The following is a 19507-nucleotide window of genomic DNA, read 5'->3' as shown; positions in this document are numbered from 1 at the left end:
TTTTACGTTCCGTTTTTCGTCTGAAGCAACCTCTGGCATTCTTCGTTCATATCGCTCAATCCCTGGACGACGTTTTCATATGTTGGGGGGTAAACATGAGTGAAGTTTATTATTGCATCGAGGCCTTTGGCTGCAAGAAGGACGTCCTTATGAGTTGCGTTCTCGCTTTGGACTTTGTAGTAGACTATTTCAAGAAGCTCTACACATTTTCCGCCGGAGGGATAAAGGCTGTCGTCTTCATACCCCAACCGAGCACCCAAGTGATCAGCATCTCTTTCCAGCCTGAAAAGTGAATATTTCGTGTTGTTAAGCTCAATGAGCAGGGCAAGTTTGAATTCAGGGTCAGTAAGGTTGCTCATAAGGGTCTTTGTGAGTTTTGCGTGATGCCTTACCTCGAAAATTTCGTGTATAAGCAGGGAATCCACGAGACTCTCAGTCACACCTCTTTTTTCTTCCTGCAAACGCTCGTTTTCACGTGAAACTGACCAAAGCTGGGTAATCAAAAGAAAAATAATGAAAAGATACACAGCATCTCTTGCTCCAAACCTCATAGTATCACCAGTGTGTTACGTATATTGGTATATCGGTGTTTATAGTAGTTATCTTTGTGCTGTAAACATATTCCCAGTAAACTGGAACCTTATAAAATGCATAAATTGGCTCCGTACCGCCGTCACCTTCTTGATACTCTATTATTATGCCCTCAACGCTCATTCTGTTCCCTGCATCATGCAATTCGACTTTGTCAAATATAAACCTGAATGAGTTAGACTCTTCTCCAGGGTATATTTCGAACGTCAAAGGAAGAGGTGCTTCAGAATCTGGGATAATTGACAAAGGATTGGGGATGCCCATGTACCAAGTCAATAAGTCGAATCCCCACTTTAGCAAACTAGAGTAACTTGACTGAGGCACATATATCTTATCATCGATCCGATATATCCTGTCATGCACTGCAGAAGTCCATGGCGCGGTAATACCAATTTCTATTGGGTCATTGTAACTCCCGAGTGTAAGCGGAGTCCCCATGCTAACAAGTGCAAAGGAAGTTCCTCTGTCAATGTATTTCCCTTCATCTACAATTTCGATTCCCACTTTGTAGTCACCATAATATTCCATGTTAGTGGGTCCTTCAAATACACACCTCACCTGAATATACCACTGCTCCTCATAGGGTTCTAGCCACTGATATGTAACGAGAATGAATTCGTCATCACTGCGAATCACACTGTTAGTGCCACCTAACACGGTAACTTCAGAATCTCTTGGTTTCAAGACTTTGATTTTGGGAGGGACAACAAGAGGCAACCAGTAGTTTTTGTCGATATTTGCAGTAGGCAAGTTCATTGAGTTAAGTGTTTTTACAAGTTTCATGTTAGTGGTTTTTAATACATATGCTCCACCATTCGAATCTTTAAGGAAAAGTTCTATTGTACCATTTTTGTATACGTTCCCCTGCAAGGCAAAGAGAGTATCTTTTTCAGAGTTATTAAAAAGGATGACATAGCCGTCAAAATATTTTGACTTTAGTATTGAGACATTCTTTCTGGCAAAAATTTTATTTTTTCCATTAAATATCAAAATGTCCATCTTGTGAAGATCTAATTTAAACGTTCCTACCACGTTTTTTGTTATCTTCTTGGGAGTCTTTGTCACGATAGTGGGATCAGGGTCGTAAAATCCCTTAAGGGTTCCAAAAGAGAGACTTGTATCGTTTATAGGGGATTTTATTGCACTTGCACTCCCAGCAGTCACTCCGACCATCAGCAGTCCCAGCAGGACTGCGAAGAGGGGTTTCCACTTCAGGGGAGTTACCTCCATTAGGTTTTTGCAGTATTGAATATGCAATCAATATTTATAAGTTTTTCCTTTTACTCTTAGTAAATATTCTCTCTTTATTTTTATTTTTGAGTATAAATTTATTCCAATGTGAGTTCTCCTCTTAGAACCATCCAAAAGAAACCTGAGTAGAAGAGTCGCGTGGGAGCGTAATCGACCGAAAGTACGTTGAAACTAATGTAGGCAAAGAACAGAAAGACTTTATTCTTTTAAGCATGAAGGGCAAGAATTTCAGATAGTAACATTTATATGTCACTAACCATAATTAGCATAATGGTGATTAGCATAATGAAGATTATTGAACGTCGCGAACTTAGGGATGTTCTGGATGCAAAATGGTTGTTGGTGTATGGGAGAAGAAAAACCGGAAAGACATTCTACATTAGAGAGAGGGCAAAGTATTCCCACTACTTTATCGTAACGAGCGGCAGGGAAATATTTGAAGTAAGGAGAGGCGAAATATATTCATTCTCGGAGTTCATGAAAGTATTTCCACTTCTTCTGAAGCAGGGAAAAATTGTCATCGATGAGTTTCACAGGCTTGGTGAGCCCTTTTTCTCAGTCCTTCAGGGATTGTCAGGGATTGGTGAGCTCATCCTTATAACTTCAACAAGACACTATTTCAAAAGGTTTATCGGGAGCAACAGCCCATTGCTATGTCTTTTCTATCTAAGGGAGCTAGGTTTGGTTGACCCCCGAGATGCTATTAATTTTGTTCATGAGTTGGGTTATAGCGGAAAAACCCTGATAGAGCTCGCCGTTCTCCTTCAAGAACCCTGGTTAGCTCCAGCCATTGAAAGTCTTGGCGAGAGAGTTTTTTCAACCTTTGGAGCGACTTTGAAGGGGAACGTTCCCAGCTTAATTGGTGAAATCTTCACAGAAGAAGAGAGGGAATTAACAATGAGGTATTCCGCAATACTTGAGGCTGTTGCAGATGGAAAGTCAAGCTCGGGAGAAATAGCTAATGAGCTTTATTCAAGAGGGCTCGTAGAAAAGGAAACCCACAGTGCAGTTGCCCCTTACCTTGAGACACTTGTCAACATGGGGATCCTTGAGAGAATTCCACTCTTCGGGAAGAGGAAGAAGATATTCAAGTACAGACATTTGTCCCCTGTGGTGGATTTCGCATATTATTTGAATGCCAAATATGGTTTCTTTGAAACCGAGGTTCCAGACGAAGTTGTGGAAAGAATCCTTAGGGAGAGAATGCCGCATTACGTTGAGAGATTCTTTGAAAGATTGCTGGCAAAACACTACTCTCTCCAGCCCGTCAGGATTGAGATGCCTGATTTAGAAGTAGATGTGGCATTACTAAGAAATAAAAAACTGTACCTAGTTGCGGAAGTTAAATGGAAAGGGAGGATTAAAGAGAGGGACATCAGAAAGGCTGAAGAGAAATTTGAAGATCTTAATGCCAAGAAAAAGCTCCTTATAGTTCCGGACAAGAAAGTATTGCCGAGAGCTCCAGAAAATGCCGAAGTTCTTGACTGCAGGGATGTTACAAAGCTTTGCAAAGCTCAACCTTAGTTACACCTTGTCCAACAACTAAAATTGGAAAAGAGAAGAAAGCATTTCTCATCCTTCTTTACCTTGAAATCTCCTTACTGCATCGAGGTAAAACGGGATCGTTGCAAATATTGAAATGAGTTCTGGAATTGCTGCCCCCTTCGGGACATCGTAGGTGAAATGAAGAACCCACACAACCACTGCAATCCCCAAGGCGGGAAGTGGGAGGTAGCTTTTGAAACATATTCCATAGGCAATTAGGAACACTGCAAGAGACAGGAAGAACGCCACGGAAACTGCAAAATGAAGTCTCCCGTAAACTTCATCAAAGACTGCTACCAGAATTAGGGTAAATCCAACTAGGAATCCCACCACGGAAAAAGCTTTGTTTGCCCTATACATGCACAAGGCTGAGAGATATACAATAAGGGCTCCTCCAAGGCTCAAGCCAAAGTTAAATATCGGTGCAACTGGGCTTTTTGTGGCATGCCCAAGGTCGCTTAGGGCGTTGTTTGTGATGCTGAACCAATCTGAGAGAAGTATTGCTATGGCGATTGAGATTAACGGTACAGCTATTGAGAGATACGCCAAAGACCGGCAGGGCGTTTTATTTATCCCCTTCATGGTTTTTAGTTTGTCGCTCAACTTATATAAGGCTTTTTCAAGAGAAGTTAAAAATTAGAGAAAAATGTAATGTCTAAAACTTCAAAACCCTTGCTAGGACAATTAGTGGATCCCATACTGGTGCAAATGGCGGAGCATAAGCTAAGTCTGCAAGGAACAAGTCCTTGGTCGTAAAACCTGCCTGCAGAGCAACTGCAAATGCGTCTATTCTTGGAAGTATCTCTGCTCCCGCCGCTTGCAGACCCAGAAGTCTTCCTGTTTCTTTATCTGCCACAGCTTTAAGCCATATCTTCTTTGCTCCTGGATAGTAGTGGGGCTTTGTCCTTGCTTCTATGAAGGCCGTTTTGACGTCGTAGCTCTCTTTTAGTGCTTCTCCTTCTGTTAATCCCGTTTTTCCAATCTCCAGATCCATGAATTTAGTGATAGATGTTCCAAGAACACCCGGAAAGCTTATTTCAACTCCGGCTATGTTGCTTCCCGCCACATATCCCATTTTGTTGCCCGGTGGAGCTAACGGTATCCATACCCTTTTACCCGTTATGAGGTGTTTTGTCTCCGCAACGTCCCCAGCCGCATAGACGTTCTCAACACTTGTCTGCATTCTGTCGTTCGTCCATATTGCTCCGGTCTCTCCAATCTTGACTCCTAGCTGTTCTGCAAGCTCGGTGTTTGGCTTGATTCCTGTAGCTATTATTACCAAATCGGCTTTGTATTCTCCTCCATCGGTGATTACTTTCTCCACTTTGTCCTTTCCTTCTATCCTTAGTGTAGATTCATTTAGGCGGAGGTTGAGGTGTTCTCTGAGTTTTGTTTCTACTATGTTGGTGATTTCTTTGTCAAAGGTTTTCCTCAAAACGCGCTCGCTCCTTCCAATGAGTGTTATGTTCCTCCCTTGAACCACAAAAGCTTCGGCCATCTCAAGTGCTATATAGCCCGTTCCAATAACCACAACGTCCCTTACATCGTTCTTTTCCATGTACTCCCTTATTGCAACTGCATCTGGCGGCAAATCTGCTGTGAAAACTCCCTTCAAGTCAATGCCCTCTATATTCGGAATTTGAGGAGAAGCTCCGTTTGCGAAAACTAAGTAGTCCCACTCATAGGTGTGCTCTCCATCCTTTTCCCTTACTCTCACGCTGCCCTGTTCAACTTCTATGACCTCTGCGTTCAGGTGTAAATCAATCCCTCTCTTTTTGATGAAAAATTCCGGTGGATAATGCATGAGCTTCTCCTTTGGAGAAATCCCTTCAACGACATATGGCACTCCACACGGGGCATGGCTAACCCACTCAGTCGCTTCAAACACTTTAACGTCCCATTCGGGCTTCAGCTTCTTTACCCTTGACGCGGCACTCATTCCAGCCGCTCCGCCACCTATGACCACTACTTTTTTCATAAGCATCACCAAAGAAAGGTTGTAAACTTAAGGTTAAAAAGTTAATGAAAAGTCAAACATTCAAAGGAAGCTTCACGTAATCAAGAACGCTTCCATAGCTCTTCTTTATCTCAACGTGCTCAACAAGCTCCTTGAATTCTCCTCCAGCCAAGCCATCGCCAATTATTGCGCTTCCTTGGGCAGCTTCTTTTGCCTTTCCTTCCAGCTCTCTAAGCTTGACCACTGGAAGGTCGAATTTATCCTCGAAGAGGTCTTTAACGTCTTTTCTAAGCTCTTCGATGCGTATAAGCCTACCCGAGAGTATTATCTCTTTGGCATCTCCCACAACGGCAAGTTCACTCGCAATGGCTTTGAGGAAGCCGTCTTTCATAGCTTCCCAGGCTTTTGCAAAAGGCTCCTCATCCAAACGCTTTGCAAACTCTTCCGGTGGCAGTATTTCTCCAGCCGCTATTACGGAAGCTCCTCCCCAGAAGAGGTGCTGTTTTTTGACGTTCCCCATTAGGTAAGCAACTTCCCCATCTAGCGCTCCGCTGTTAACGTAACCTACTCCGGGAAATATTGTGCCCCCGATCCCGTCTACTATCTTTCCGTTCTTGACTGCTCCAGCGTAGTTGTATCCAAAGCCAACCTCCAGCAGGACAAAAGAAACTTCGTCGTATTCTATTCCAAGTCTCTTAGCCTGATCGTAGATGCCAAGAACCGTTATGGCCATTTTATCTGCGGTTCCCATGTCAATTTTGTTGTACTTTCTCCACTCGGGAACCGTGGGGAGGTGAATAACACCGGGGATGAACCATACATTCATGTTCTTTTCGGCCATCTCGTCTATCATTTTTTGAAGTCCAATGAGAACAGGGATTTCTTTCATTTCTTCTTCTCTGACAAGCGTCATCTCAAAGCGGTCTCTCTCAGTAAGCTCTTTTATGTGCTTGAGAGGAACACCGTATCCTGAGGGACCAATGATAATGTCTGCGTTGAAGTCTTCTATTGCCTTGACGATTTTGCTCGGCTCTTCTGCAACTACCTCGCTCGGGAAGCTGAGGTCAAGCTTTATCTTTCCATTTTCAAGGCCGATAACATCAAAACTCCTTGTACCCGGATCGACGCCTATAACTCTCATTTTATCACCAAAAGAAAAGAGGTAAGAGGTTTAAAAAATGCTCACTTTTTCTCTTCAATGTAATATCTCCCCTTGACCTTAATGAGCTTGTAAATCTCTCCCTCTTTTATTTCAAACCTCGGTTTTTCGAGTTCAAATGTCTCGTAGCTTTTCATGTCCATGAACTGGACTTCCCTTGGAGTTGAGCTCGTTGCCATTGCCTCAAGTCTTTCGTGCTCTATTGTGTCTATCTCATCCCGTTTTGCACTCTTCCAGTCTTTGTGCTCGTTCTCATGTGTTGATAGGTTCTTTAAGAGCAGACCCTTCCCATTGACCTCCTCAACCCGGTACACGTTGCCTTTTTTGTCGCCGACTATGTCTCCTTTTCTGAACTTTGGAATTCTAATCCTAACACTAGTGCGGTAGACCTCTTTGCTCGTCATTCTGTCTTGTCCAACCAGCTGATAGGCTTCGCTTATGCTTCCCCCGTATTTGTCTCTTATCGCCTGGGCGAGTTTTCTGGCTGCTGAGGTAGATCCCATATAGAAGTCGAGACCTTCCTCTTTTTCCACAGTCTCTTGAATGAACCCCATTCTATCGCGCTTCATTATTTCGTCAACTTTCTCCTCGACAAGCTTTGAGATTTCGTCTTTTTCCTCTTTTGTTAGCACCCTGCCCTCGGCCCTAACCTGCAAAATTGCCTCGAAGTATCCTCCAAGGAACTTCTGGCATCTTGGACAAACCGTCTGCCTTACGTAGACCGTTACTTTCTTCTTTTCGTGGTGAAGTTCCTTCTGCATTTCATGAATTCTCGCCTTAGTTTCCACCTCATAGTTAATTATTGCCGGGAAGTATTCTATGTGCCATTCTACGGGTTCAAAGCTCACATATGCCGTTCCAACTGGTACTTCTTCAATTTCCTCTAATTCCTCTTTTGGGACGATCTTTACTTCTTTAACTCTCTCATCAAGAAGAAGGTTTTCAATAAGAGCATTGTCGGCAACCTCGAAGATAATCTCCTCGAGTTCGTAAGTCTTTGGATCTACCCACGTGCCCCTAACCTTATAGCTTCCACAGTTTTGACAGAGCTCAGTGTTTATTTCATCCTCTATAAGAAGCACGGGATTTTCTTTCCTAAAGCATACCTGACAGAGACCCTCTACTAACGGCCCTCCTTCACTCTCGCTGATTCCACACCTATAGCAAAATCTCTCGCTCATTCTTCTCACCACTACCGAGTGAGGTTAGATGATTAAAAACTTAACCTTTCGGCAGAGAGGTACCATGAAAATTGCTCATTTTTCATAACAGCTTTGCCATCTGGGCGTGGGGAACTCCCTGAATCCTTAAAACCCTCTTTGGGTCAACATAGCCCAGCTCAATGGCCTTTGAAACACAGCGCTCGCCGGTGAGGTTTGCTATCGTCGCTTCCTCCAGCAAGGACTTGAGATCTTCGACTTCTCTAAGTTCGCCTTTGTAGAATCTCTCCTTTACCTCTAGCTTGAGCTCTCCTTCTCTGAATGTTTTTCCTAAGAGCTCTTCATCACATGCCGCTACTAGAACTTCTCCCTGAACCCGATAAACTTTGACATATATCTTCATTGGTCTCACGGGATAAAAAGAAGAAGGAGGGTTTAAAAATTTAAGGGAAATATCGAAACACTATGAACTTTCAAGTTCTTCAATTATTTCCTCTAGGATGGTGCATGCTTGCTTGATATGTAGGTATGCCCTTCTTATGTATGGAATTCCTTGGATTCTGGGCTGTAATGGTACGCCGTACTTCTCCATTATTATGCTGTAATTCTCTTCTGCAAGCTCCTTGTGCATGAGGGCTTCCTCTAATGTTTCGTTGTCGGCTCCCAGTTCAATGGCCTTTTCATAGAGCTCGTCAAACTTTCTAGAATAGCTGTTGTATAGTAGATACCAAGTTGTGTACATTGTTCTCATTATGTCATAGCTTGTCTTGTAAGTAACTTCAATAGTGGCTTCAGATGCAAACCTTACTGTAACAAAGAGGTATTGGGCATATTGGCCTTTTACTATGTAATAACTCACAACGTGGTCTCCAGAGACTTCAATGTAGTATGCATCCGCTGGTAGCGTTATCTTAACAATGGATGTAGTACCACTCTCTCCGCTTACAGTTACTGAGACCTTTCCGTGGACTGCTTGGAAGTTTGTAATCTCTCCAGGTCCACTAAGTACTGTTGCGCTTACATCGTTTTCACTTGCAAATTCTGCAAACGGTTCTTTGACGGGAACTTTGAATTGTCCTTCGAAGTCTTTGTAGTCGTCACTGATTACTCTGACGTTAAACACTGCATCGTCTAAGGACGTTGCCGTGTATGTGAATTTAAGCTTGCCATCTACTGCATAGTATTCTTCTCCGTTTATTATTACCTTGACTTCTTCCTGAATTGGCTCGAGTGTCGCCATGTCAAGTATTTGGAGAGTTAGGGTTGAGGGCTCTCCAATTGTAGCTGTTCCCATTAATGCCACGTACATTTCAGGCTGTCCGACTTGAAGTATCATTGGAGCGTAAGTGAGAGTCTCGTCGGTGTCGGAATCAATAAGACCAATTACTCCAAGATAAGTTCCGTTGTCGTTAAGTTCAACGTTAGCCTCAATAGTCTTACTAGTACCATACGCGAATGTAAACGGAGTGTCATCAACGTTGACGTTGCCATAATCACCAAGTGTCTGGTAGTAGAATATGTAGTTAATTGGGTTGTAACCAACGGTGTCATAGCCATATACTGCCACGAGGTAGTAACCGGGCTCTGGCATAAACTTCTCAAAGACTTCCTCGGAGGTTGGGCCTATCTGATCCACGTACTCGACATAGTTGGTAAAGTTAAGCAGATCCTCATAGGTTGGGAAGTAGTACACGTACAGGTCGAGGTCAGCGTTCGGGTCTTCTGACTGAGTGATTCCGAACTTGATGAAGTATGTGGTGGGATCAACTTCGAAGGTACCAATAACGTCCCACTCGTCCTGGCTGACATTCCTGACCATTGCATAGCTCTGGTCCATTTTGCCAACACCGTAGCCGGTTACACTGGCGTTGAAGTCGCCGTAGTTGTTGCTCACAGTTGCTTGGACAGTGATGTTTGAGGGCTGTGCAGAGTCTTCACGTATGAGCTCGGGCTCTATGGAGATCGAAGCTAGACTGACTTCAACCTCGTAGTGAGAGGTGTCGTATCCACTCCAGTACTTGGTAAAGGTACTTGAATATGCAGTTATCTCCCAGGTGCCCTCAATGGGGTTCTCAACCACCCAGGTGTATTCGTAGAGATAGCCCGCGGGATTTGCTCCGACGTAGTAGTAGCCTGGCACTCCATCGTAAACTACTCCACCAAGCGGCCTGGCTATGACAAGCTTGGTTCTGCCCATCGGAACGCCGTTAGCATCCGCCGGAACACGAAGGGTAACGCGGAGCTCTTTAGTTCCACGCGGGATCTTGATGAAGTAGTGCTTGGCTTCTCCAGGCTTCTCCGTGTCAGAGAACTTAACGTGGGTTTCACCGTTCTTGTTCAGCGGAATGTCAACAGTTACCGCGACATAACCATCTATGTAGCTTGTCTCAGGATCGTCAATGTAAATGAGTCCAACATAGGTTCTGCTCTCCTGGAGCTTGGAGTAGTCGATATTTATGAAGAATTTTCCTGGAGTTAGACTACCCGCAACGACCTCGGTGGTGTTGGGTATTATCCAGTTCACGCTGGTGCTTATCTTGTAAACCTTCTCAGTAGCGGTGTAGTTGAGACCGTAGCCCTCGACGTAGTTCATCGGGTAGAAATACACCGGAACGCTTCTCGGGTACTCGTTCCTTATGTAGACTCCTCTGTAAAGGTAGGGGAATCCAAACATGTTCTGGAAGTAACCATTGAAGTCAACATACGCCGGAGAAATCGGAATTAGTGGTTCTTCAATCGGATTCTTAAAGCTGGTAAAGGTGGTACCAGCGAAAATGTAGGTAGTCGGTTCTTGACTGAGCTCTTCGAGTTTGGCTATGGCTTTGTCTACCTGTATGAGACCAAATCCCTGGTCTATGGGGGTTCCGCTGACCGGCTTGGCGCTCATCTCAAGGGCACGCTTTATCATTATCGGGTTGTAGTTAAGGCTATGGGCTTTTGCGTAGCTTATCATCAGAGCAACCGCACCGCTAACGTGTGGGGTGGCCATTGAGGTACCGCTCCAGATTCCGTAGTAGTAATAAGGATTGCCTTCTAGAACGGTGTACCACATCGGCAGGCTGGAGAAGATGTCAGTACCTGGAGCCATAACGTCTGGGTCAAGGAGACCATCGTCCCTCGGACCCCTGCTTGAACTCATTGATGGGCCAGCAATTACACCTAGGTCTACACCGTACCAGTAGGATTCCCTCTCATTGTCAACGTAGTTGCCGACGGTTATAGCAAGGTCACTGTCGCCTGGGGAGTGGACGCTGTTGGTGGTCGGCCCTTCGTTTCCTGCGGCTATCGCAAAGGTGACACCGAACTGGTCGGTGAGCAAGTTAACGTAGAATATCTCTGGGTTCTCAAGTCCGTCGTTTATCTCGCCACCGCCACCGAGGGACATGCTGATGACGTCCGCACCGTTGAGGGTGGCGTATATCATTCCGTTGATTATCCAGCTGCTTCTTCCGAATCCCTCTTCACCTGGAAGAACCTTGACTTCCATAAGCTGTGCATTGGGGGCAACGCCGTAAACGCCATAGAACACAGGGTCGTCCGGAAGGCCAACACCGGCAATGGTACCGCTGACGTGGGTACCGTGGCCGTGGGCATCCCACATGAACATGGCGTATCCATCACCGTCACCGTAGGGAACATAAAACTCCATGTTTTCGGGGTTGTTCATGTCTCCAATGTGAACTCTGGCGAGGGCAACGGTCACGAGGGTCTCGTTAAAGACTGCATAGTCTCCAGTGTCGTCAAAGAGCCCCATGGGTGTTTCGTCAGTGAAGTCGTTGTCCATATCAGTGTCAAGGTAAGCGGTGTACGTACCGTTGTTCTCCACAACGAGTACGGGGTAAACGTCGTCCTTATCGCCGTCAAAGTTCATGTCGAAGTACCTCTCTGGAAGGGCACCTAGGTAGTAGGCATCGCCAGTTATATTTCCAACTGTGTAGCTGGTGAGAGTGTAGTTCTTGTATTTAGAGGGATGACCATAGTACAGATCAGAATAATAGCCCATATATAGCGTTACGTTCTTGTTCACGGTTATTACTCCACTGACTGGAGCCGTAACATTGAATAACTGGGCGATACCCTCATCGCTTGCATCGTAAATGTCTATAATCTTCCTTCTCCCGTCCAAGGTTACTTGGAGGAACGGGTGGGCAACGTCTACACCTGTATCGAGGACGGCAACAGTAACATTATCTCCATAGACGCCGTAATCCTCCCAAGCGTCATAGGCATTGATGGTGAGTATGCTCATGAACATCTCGGGCTGTACAGGAATATCTTTGGAAGGTGCTTCAATACCTTCTTCTAGCAGAACAGGCTCTTCAAGTTTGACTGTCCTGTCCTTCCAGACGTGAAGAATGCCCGGAATGTCCTGAAGCGCTTCTACCTTGGAAACTGGCATCTCCACAACTATGAATTGGTATTCTGGCTTACTTATGGGGTCGACTTTGCCAAGTTTTTTGAGAACGTTGTAAACGTCCATGGCATGCTCTTTGTCGGGGGCTACTATGAGCCTAACAGTCTTGTCGCTACTCTCCAGGATTTTTTGTATTTCCTTCTGTAGTACATCGCCGGGTATGAAGTTGCTGGCAGTATTTACAGTGTCACTGGATTCAATCGAGTTGTAAGTTGGAGCTGCTGCAACCGGCGTCGCTGAAAACGCCATCGGAATTGCAGAAAGCAACATCACTACCATAACTAAAGTGCTTAAAACTTTTTTATTCATTTTGACGCCTCCTCGTAGTAGTGTTCACTTATCCAATATGAAAGACAAAGATATAAGCCTTTCGGCATTGTTGTCCTAACATGTGCTATATAATGCCACTAATTTTTGTGACGTCAAGAAATTTTTCATCTATGATGCGTTACGCTAAGTGCTAGAATAATTTGGACAACAATGGAATTGAGTTTAAAAAAGATTAAATGTACGAAATGGGGATTTAAACGTCTCTAAAAGCCAACCCGACTTCTAGAGCAGTTCCCAGTGGAAGAACGTCTTCATCAACGTTGAACTTTGGATGATGGTGCGGGTAGATTATTCCCTTCTCTTCATTTTTGATGCCCAAAGCTATAAACGCTCCCGGCACTTTTTGGAGGTAGAATGCAAAGTCTTCAGCTCCCATGGTTTTTGGAACTTCTTCTACTTTCAATCCAAGACTCTGGGCAACTTCCCTAGCTAGAGATGCCATTTTGGGGTCGTTTACCGTAGGAGGTCCAACTTCTTCTATTTTCAGTTTGTATGATACGTTATTGGCCAGTGTTATACCCTTTAGAATTTCCTCGATTCTTCTTTCAATGAGATTTTTTGTTTCTCCTGTGAAAAACCTGTAAGTGCCGTTCATGTAAACTCTCTCTGGAATGACGTTAAACGCATCTCCAGCTTTTATTGAGCCGATACTCACGACTCCGCTTTCCAAGGGATTTAGGTTCCTGCTTATGATCGTCTGAAATGCAAGGATTGCTTGAGCCGCTATGGGAACTGGGTCTATTGTTTCATGCGGCGAGGCTCCATGACCACCTTTGCCTTCTATCTCTACATCGAACCTTCCGACTCCCGCCATGAAGGGGCCGTCTCTAATTCCAACAACGCCACTTGGCAGCTCCATCCATACGTGGAGACCAAAGATGGCATTAACTCCTTCTAAGGCTCCGCCTTCGATCATTTTTAGTGCTCCATTGCCACCTTCTTCAGCAGGCTGGAAGATTAATCTTACTTTGTTGGGGAGCTCCTCCTTGTGTTCTGCAATTATCTTTGCGGCTCCGAGAAGCATTGCGGTGTGGGCGTCATGGCCACAAGCGTGCATTTTTCCCGGAATTTTAGACTTGTATGGGACGTCATTTTCTTCTTGGACAGGCAAAGCATCCATATCCGCCCTTAAAGCTACAGTTTTTCCTTCTTTTCCAATATCTGCTATTATTCCTGTACCAACGCGCTTGATCCGGTATCCCCACTCTTTTAAGTGTTCTTCAACGATTTTTGAGGTTCTTTCTTCTTCATAACCGAGCTCTGGGTGCATGTGAAAGTCTCTGCGCCAGGCAACTATCTGGTCTTTAATCTTAAGAGCTTCTTCAAGGGGGTTCATAGGTATTCACCACCTTGGTATTCACCACCTTACCTAGCTCAAATTTTTATTTTAACCTTTCGATGCATACTTGGGCAATGTGTCACCGGAACAACAAAAATGTTGAAGTGTCTTGTTGCTGTCTTTATTTTGTGAAGGGAGTAAGTAATATATATTAAGGAGCTCATCCTCTCGTAAAGGATAAAGAAAAATGTAAAAAGTGAGGGGTGATAATTGTGGACAGCAAAAAATTCTTTGCTCTAATAGTTGCTATTGCTTCTCTTGGCTTTGTGATTAACTATAGCATTGACCATTACCAAGGTGGAGAAATTTACGAAGCCGCGAATAGGGGGTTTGATTTGCTCAGACAGGGATTTAATGTCACGGTACTGGTGGAAACAGTAGATGGGAAAACTTTAGAAGGTGAACTTTTTTCGGTTAGCGGTTCAACAATTTACATCGTCAAGGATGGGGAGACGCTTACCGTAGGAGGACCATCCGCCACAAAAGAGGACATAAGGGCAAAGCGTATTGAGATTAAAGCGAGGGGAAAAGTTTACGTCTACGAGCTCCCTCCAAAGAGCGGTAAGTGTAGTGAGATCGTTAAACAGCTCAGGGTAGATGCTTACTCCGAGCGCTTTTCGGGGCTAATATTCGTAAAGGACTTTACTGACCCTATAGAGATAGGAAGACTCAAATATAACGTTGATTACCTCACGTATGGTTCCATAGACGTAAAGCAGTCGTTCCCAGATGGCGTGATTCTGGCAGCTGGAATGGTGCCAATTGAGCTTCTGGAGAAGTACATTGGAGACAGGGAAGTTTACATGTATGGAACGCTCTACGTAAACTCGGAGGAGCGCAATTTGCCCTTCAAAGTACTGGAGGTGAAGACTCTATGAAACTAAAGCTTCCTCTTGTAATTCCTATTCTCTTTATGACATTTATAGCTCTGGGTGTCGCTTCTTATAAAACACTTCTGATAGGCACCCTTTTCGCGATGGCTTTTTCATACGGAGTTTTTAGAGGTGAGAAAATACCTTGGAAAGAAAAGGAATTCAAATTCATAAAGGAAGAATACATTGGTTGGGCTTTTTTAGTATCGCTGTTTCTGATTTTATTTCAGATCTTCATGATTAGAAAGATTCCCCTCTTGGATTCCTCAGCTAGGCATCTGTTAAGTCCTCGTATAACAGCTTTAACGTACTTTTTAGGCGTTCCGTCAAGCGTATACCTTTTCTCGAAAGGGAAGAAATATTCGCTTGTTTACCCCCTCCTTGTGGCATTGTATGGGTACAGAACTCCCGTTTTGATTAGCTTATTGGCTTTTGGGGCCGCTTATTTTGAAAAGTTTGACTTCAAGTTAAAGCACTTAGTAGGCTTCTTTATCTTAATCCTGGCAGGGCTTGTGGGAATTGCCCTTATGAGAGGAGAAACATTAAGCATGCAGCTCGTTAGAATCCAGGCGACGACTTCTGTTTTAGATATCATAATCGATAGAACTCCTTGGCATGGCTTCTATCATGGTTATCTCCAGTGGGCGGGAATTAGGTCGTACATCTTGGGTGGTTATTCACCAAGAGTTTTAGTGGCACGCTTTTTGTATGTGAAGACGGGAGTTTCAATAACTCCGACGCTTTTAGGGGGTATGTATCTGGATTTTGGAGTTTTCTCGATTGTAGAAGGCTTTCTGTTCGGAATGTATTATGGTATGATAAGCAAGGCCAAAAATCTTCTTTTGAAGGTGATTTACTACACCACCCTTGCCTATGGTATCGTGGGCGTTGAGACGGGAATTTTGGACTTACCGGTTTACCTATTTTTCTTTGCGGGCATCTACGCTCTGATAAGGGGTAAGTACACCATAAAGGTGGTGAAAATTGAGGAGTGACAAAATCTTTGCGCTCTTTTTAGCCTCTTACATTTCCCTTGCACTGCTTGGAAAGTTTGCTTTTAGAGATTATCTCGGTGGGCTCAGCTGGGGCGCGCTGCTTTATGCGCTGATGTTTTCTTTGATGTTGCTCTTAGGATACAACGTTGAAAGGAAGTTTAACCTTCCCCGCCAGCGGACTTACATTTACTTGATACTTGGCATTTTGGTAAGCTCAGCGGCTGGAATTTTGGGAGTTGCGCTTGCTTTGGTCGTTCTCCTGATTGGGACGCTAATTCTAAGAGGAAGGACTTGGATCAGACAGGAACATTCCAAATATGCTTACTACGCTGGAATAGCTCTGGTAATTGCTCTTCCCCTCTTGGCGATGCTAAAAGGGGTAATTCCTATTCTAAACCCTCAAACGAGGTACAGTAAGTTGAAAGACTTATATTTGGCATCTGCTGTTTTTGCTTCTCTCCTCCTTGCATATAAACCGAACCCGATTATTTTTCTTCTGGGAGAAGCTTTTGCAGTAGTTTCAACTTTTAGGACCAACGCACTCATAATTTTTTTAACTTACCTGTTTAGGGCTGAAAAAAAGGAGTTGAAACGGCTTCTAATAATCGGCGTTCCTTTGATTGGATTGGCGTTCTTAGCCCGTTTCTACGCAACTAAGAGCGTGTATCCCATCTGGAAGCTTGGCTTCCTTCAGAGTCTGGTATATAGGGCTGGATTTTCTTACATGGTCTATGAGAAGCTTTTTTCATTGGGAATGCCATTTGGGAATTTTGAACTTCTCCTCAACCCGAATGCAAGGGAATACGTCGCGGCCCTTTTCGGGAAGGTGCAGAACTACACCTACACAATTTTCGGGCAGCCTGCCTATGATCTGGGCATTTTTGGGCTTTTTGAAGCCTTCATCGTGGGAATGGCATTGAGCGATTCGGAGAAGTCACCAATGTTCAAAGCCCTCAGCCTGGCTTTTTTAGTCCCGGCAATTGAGACTGGCTTTGATGCTTTAAACTTCGGAATTTTGATGGGTTCCGCTTACTTTGCTTTGCTTTTTGGCAAAAACACTAATGCCGTTGGAAGAAATGGAAAATGAATGTTACTAAGGCGGAGAGAGTCGTTTGGAGAAATATGATTTTATCTTGCATAATCGTCTTTCTGAGAAGGATAATGCAGTTTTTCTCCGTTCCTAACTGCGTGTTAGTGTTTCTTTGCAGTAGAGCTTTTTAGGGCTTTATGATTATGCATATGGGGTAAAATGCTGTCGAAATCTTGCAATATTGCTTTGGCATTGTAAAATTTCTAATTTTTTGGTTTTATTTTTTGTATTTGGTGTGTAAGCGAAATTATTTTACAAACACAAAAGCCATTTTTGAACAGTTAATTTTAAATAGCTTCTCTCGATACCACTCACGGTTATTCTAAAAAGGAGGGATCGAGATGGCATACAAATTCATAAAATGGTTTGAGGAATTGAGCAAAGAAGACGTCCCACTTGTTGGAGGAAAAGGTGCAAACCTTGGAGAACTGACAAGAGCTGGAATTCCAGTTCCACCGGGATTCTGTGTTACAGCTGAGGCATACAAGTATTTTGTTGAAAACGTTAGAGTTGAAGACGGAAGAACTCTTCAAGAGTGGATTATGGATATTATAAGCAAGACCAACGTCGATGACAGCAAACAGCTCCAAGAGAATACAGCCAAGATTAGAGAGAAGATAATTTCAATGGAAATGCCCGAGGAGATCGCTAAGGAAATTGAGCAAGCTTATAAGGAACTCAGCCAAAGATTTGGTAAAGATGAGGTTTATGTTGCTGTTAGAAGCTCAGCTACAGCAGAAGACCTTCCAGAAGCTTCATTCGCTGGACAGCAAGAGACCTACTTGGACGTTTTAGGTGCAGACGATGTTAAGGATAAAGTAAAGAGATGCTGGGCTTCACTCTGGACTGCAAGAGCCACCTTCTACAGAGCAAAGCAAGGATTTGACCACTCAAAGGTTTACCTAAGTGCTGTTGTCCAAAAGATGGTTAACAGCGAGACTAGCGGTGTTATGTTCACTGCAAATCCAGTTACCAACGACAGGAGCGAGATAATGATTAACGCCGCTTGGGGCCTTGGTGAGGCCGTTGTTAGCGGTGCTGTCACACCAGATGAGTACATTGTCGAGAAGGGTACATGGAAGATTAAGGAGAAAGTTATTGCCAAGAAGGAAATAATGATTGTTAGGAACCCAGAAACAGGTAAGGGAACAGTTAAAGTTCCAGTCGCTGAGTACCTTGGCCCAGAATACGTTGAAAAGCAAGTTCTTACTGATGAGCAGATAATTGAAGTTGCAAAGATGGGTGCCAAGATTGAGGAGCACTACGGATGGCCACAGGACATTGAGTGGGCTTACGACAAGGACGACGGTAAGCTCTACATCGTTCAGTCCAGACCAATTACAACCCTCAAAGAAGAAGTTAAGACAGAAGAAGCCGAGATGACCGAAGAAATGAAGGTTCTCCTCAAGGGTCTCGGTGCTTCACCAGGCGTTGGTGCTGGTAGAGTCGTCGTTATCTTCGATGCTAGCGAGATCGACAAGGTCAAAGAGGGTGACGTCCTCGTTACTACCATGACCAACCCAGACATGGTTCCGGCCATGAAGAGGGCTTCCGCTATAGTCACCGACGAGGGTGGAAGGACCTGCCACGCCGCCATCGTCAGCAGAGAGCTTGGAATCCCATGTGTTGTTGGTACCAAAGAGGCCACCAAGATCCTCAAGGACGGCATGCTTGTTACCGTTGATGGAACGAGAGGTGTTGTCTACGAGGGTATAGTTAAGAGCCTCGTCAAGAAGGAGGAGGAAGAGAAGGCCGCCGCTGGCGGACAGGTCATCGTTGCTGGTGCTCCACTCATCACTGCCACCGAGATCAAGGTCAACGTTTCAATGCCAGAGGTAGCTGAGCGTGCTGCAGCCACTGGCGCCGACGGTGTCGGCCTCCTCAGGGCTGAGCACATGATCCTCGGCATAGGCGCCCACCCGATCAAGTTCATTAGGGAGGGCAAGGAGGAAGAGCTCGTTGACAGGCTCGTCGAAGGCATCAGGAAGGTTGTTGAGGCCTTCTACCCGAGGCGTGTCTGGTACAGGACCCTCGATGCTCCGACCAACGAGTTCCGCGAGCTTCCTGGCGGCGAGGACGAGCCGGAAGAGAGGAACCCGATGCTCGGCTGGAGAGGAATCAGGCGCGGTCTTGACCAGCCCGAGCTCCTCAGGGCCGAGTTCAAGGCCATCAAGAGGCTCGTTGACGAGGGCTACGACAACATCGGCGTCATGCTCCCGCTCGTCAGCCACCCTGAGCAGATCAGGAAGGCTAAGGAGATTGCCCTTGAGGTTGGCCTCATTCCGCACAAGGACGTCGAGTGGGGCGTCATGATTGAGACCCCGGCCAGCGCCCTCATCATCGAGGACCTCATCAAGGAGGGCATCGACTTCGTCAGCTTCGGTACCAACGACCTCACCCAGTACACCCTCGCCATCGACAGGGACAACGAGCGCGTCTTCAAGCTCTACGACGAGAAGCACCCAGCTGTCCTCAAGCTCATCAAGCACGTCATCAAGGTCTGCAAGAAGTACGGCGTCGAGACCAGCATCTGTGGACAAGCTGGAAGTGATCCAAAGATGGCAAGGCTCCTTGTTAGACTTGGCATCGACAGCATTTCAGCTAACCCAGACGCTGTCGAGTTAATCAGAAAGACCGTTGCTCAGGAAGAGAAAAAGCTCATGCTAGAAGCCGCTAGGAAGAAGCTCTTTGAAGAAGAAGACGAGCTTTGAGCTCTTTAACTTCTTTTCTTCTTAATTAGTTTTTATTTCTGAAGGTTTTCTCGTTGGAAATGGTAGACTACCTTAAGGATAATTTATCCACAA

General features: G+C 44.9%; 14 protein-coding genes. 5 read left to right on the top strand and 9 right to left on the bottom strand.

All coding sequences use genetic code 11. The features are described from left to right. Positions 1–2 precede the first annotated feature (2 nt). Both NF865_RS01500 and NF865_RS01495 read right to left on the bottom strand, forming a co-directional pair. The gene (locus tag NF865_RS01500) at positions 3–551 is read right to left on the bottom strand and encodes a hypothetical protein (RefSeq protein ID WP_253304864.1); all 549 of its coding nucleotides are present in this window, start codon (positions 549–551) and stop codon (positions 3–5) included. 4 nt (positions 552–555) lie between these two features. Next, complete coding sequence (locus NF865_RS01495) at positions 556–1821, bottom strand: hypothetical protein (RefSeq protein WP_253304863.1); 1266 nt, start codon at positions 1819–1821, stop codon at positions 556–558. Positions 1822–2112: 291 nt separating this feature from the next. On the opposite strand from NF865_RS01495, the gene NF865_RS01490 reads away from it, so the two are divergent. Further along, complete coding sequence (locus tag NF865_RS01490; RefSeq protein WP_253304862.1) at positions 2113–3366, top strand: ATP-binding protein; 1254 nt, start codon at positions 2113–2115, stop codon at positions 3364–3366. Positions 3367–3414: 48 nt separating this feature from the next. Here NF865_RS01490 and NF865_RS01485 read toward each other — a convergent pair whose 3' ends face one another. From NF865_RS01485 to NF865_RS01455, 7 genes are all read right to left on the bottom strand, one after another. Continuing rightward, positions 3415–3969, bottom strand: coding sequence for a DUF998 domain-containing protein (locus NF865_RS01485; protein ID WP_253304861.1), 555 nt, complete (start codon positions 3967–3969; stop codon positions 3415–3417). Between the two features lie 73 nt (positions 3970–4042). Next, the gene (gene cdr, locus NF865_RS01480; protein ID WP_253305702.1) at positions 4043–5371 is read right to left on the bottom strand and encodes a CoA-disulfide reductase; all 1329 of its coding nucleotides are present in this window, start codon (positions 5369–5371) and stop codon (positions 4043–4045) included. Between the two features lie 46 nt (positions 5372–5417). Continuing rightward, the gene (locus NF865_RS01475; RefSeq protein ID WP_253304860.1) at positions 5418–6485 is read right to left on the bottom strand and encodes a DUF1464 family protein; all 1068 of its coding nucleotides are present in this window, start codon (positions 6483–6485) and stop codon (positions 5418–5420) included. 41 nt (positions 6486–6526) lie between these two features. Next, positions 6527–7684: a 60S ribosomal export protein NMD3 gene (locus NF865_RS01470; RefSeq protein WP_253304859.1), complete on the bottom strand. Its 1158-nt coding sequence runs from the start codon at positions 7682–7684 to the stop codon at positions 6527–6529. Positions 7685–7766: 82 nt separating this feature from the next. Then, positions 7767–8066: a DUF424 domain-containing protein gene (locus NF865_RS01465; RefSeq protein ID WP_253305701.1), complete on the bottom strand. Its 300-nt coding sequence runs from the start codon at positions 8064–8066 to the stop codon at positions 7767–7769. 60 nt (positions 8067–8126) lie between these two features. Further along, positions 8127–12356, bottom strand: coding sequence for a S8 family peptidase (locus NF865_RS01460; protein ID WP_253304858.1), 4230 nt, complete (start codon positions 12354–12356; stop codon positions 8127–8129). Between the two features lie 244 nt (positions 12357–12600). Further along, positions 12601–13743 carry a M20 metallopeptidase family protein gene (locus NF865_RS01455; RefSeq protein ID WP_253304857.1) on the bottom strand — a complete coding sequence of 381 codons (1143 nt, stop codon included), beginning with the start codon at positions 13741–13743 and terminating at the stop codon, positions 12601–12603. 215 nt (positions 13744–13958) lie between these two features. On the opposite strand from NF865_RS01455, the gene NF865_RS01450 reads away from it, so the two are divergent. The 4 genes from NF865_RS01450 (at position 13959) to ppsA (ending at position 19414) form a co-directional block, all read left to right on the top strand. Next, the gene (locus NF865_RS01450) at positions 13959–14624 is read left to right on the top strand and encodes a phospholipase D-like domain-containing protein (protein WP_253304856.1); all 666 of its coding nucleotides are present in this window, start codon (positions 13959–13961) and stop codon (positions 14622–14624) included. Next, entirely contained in the window at positions 14621–15613 is a 993-nt protein-coding gene (locus NF865_RS01445; RefSeq protein ID WP_253304855.1) for an oligosaccharide repeat unit polymerase family protein, read from the top strand. Before NF865_RS01450 ends, NF865_RS01445 begins: the two co-directional genes overlap by 4 nt. Then, a complete protein-coding gene (locus tag NF865_RS01440; RefSeq protein WP_253304854.1) occupies positions 15603–16700 on the top strand; it encodes an oligosaccharide repeat unit polymerase family protein in 1098 nt (365 codons plus the stop codon). The genes NF865_RS01445 and NF865_RS01440 overlap by 11 nt, the downstream gene beginning before the upstream one ends. A 344-nt stretch (positions 16701–17044) precedes the next feature. After that, positions 17045–19414, top strand: coding sequence for a phosphoenolpyruvate synthase (ppsA, locus tag NF865_RS01435; protein ID WP_253304853.1), 2370 nt, complete (start codon positions 17045–17047; stop codon positions 19412–19414). The last annotated feature ends 93 nt before the right edge of the window (positions 19415–19507 follow it).

This window comes from Thermococcus aggregans, from assembly GCF_024022995.1.
GTDB classification, from domain to species: Archaea; Methanobacteriota_B; Thermococci; order Thermococcales; family Thermococcaceae; genus Thermococcus_A; species Thermococcus_A aggregans.
This window is presented reverse-complemented; position numbering and strand designations above follow the sequence as displayed.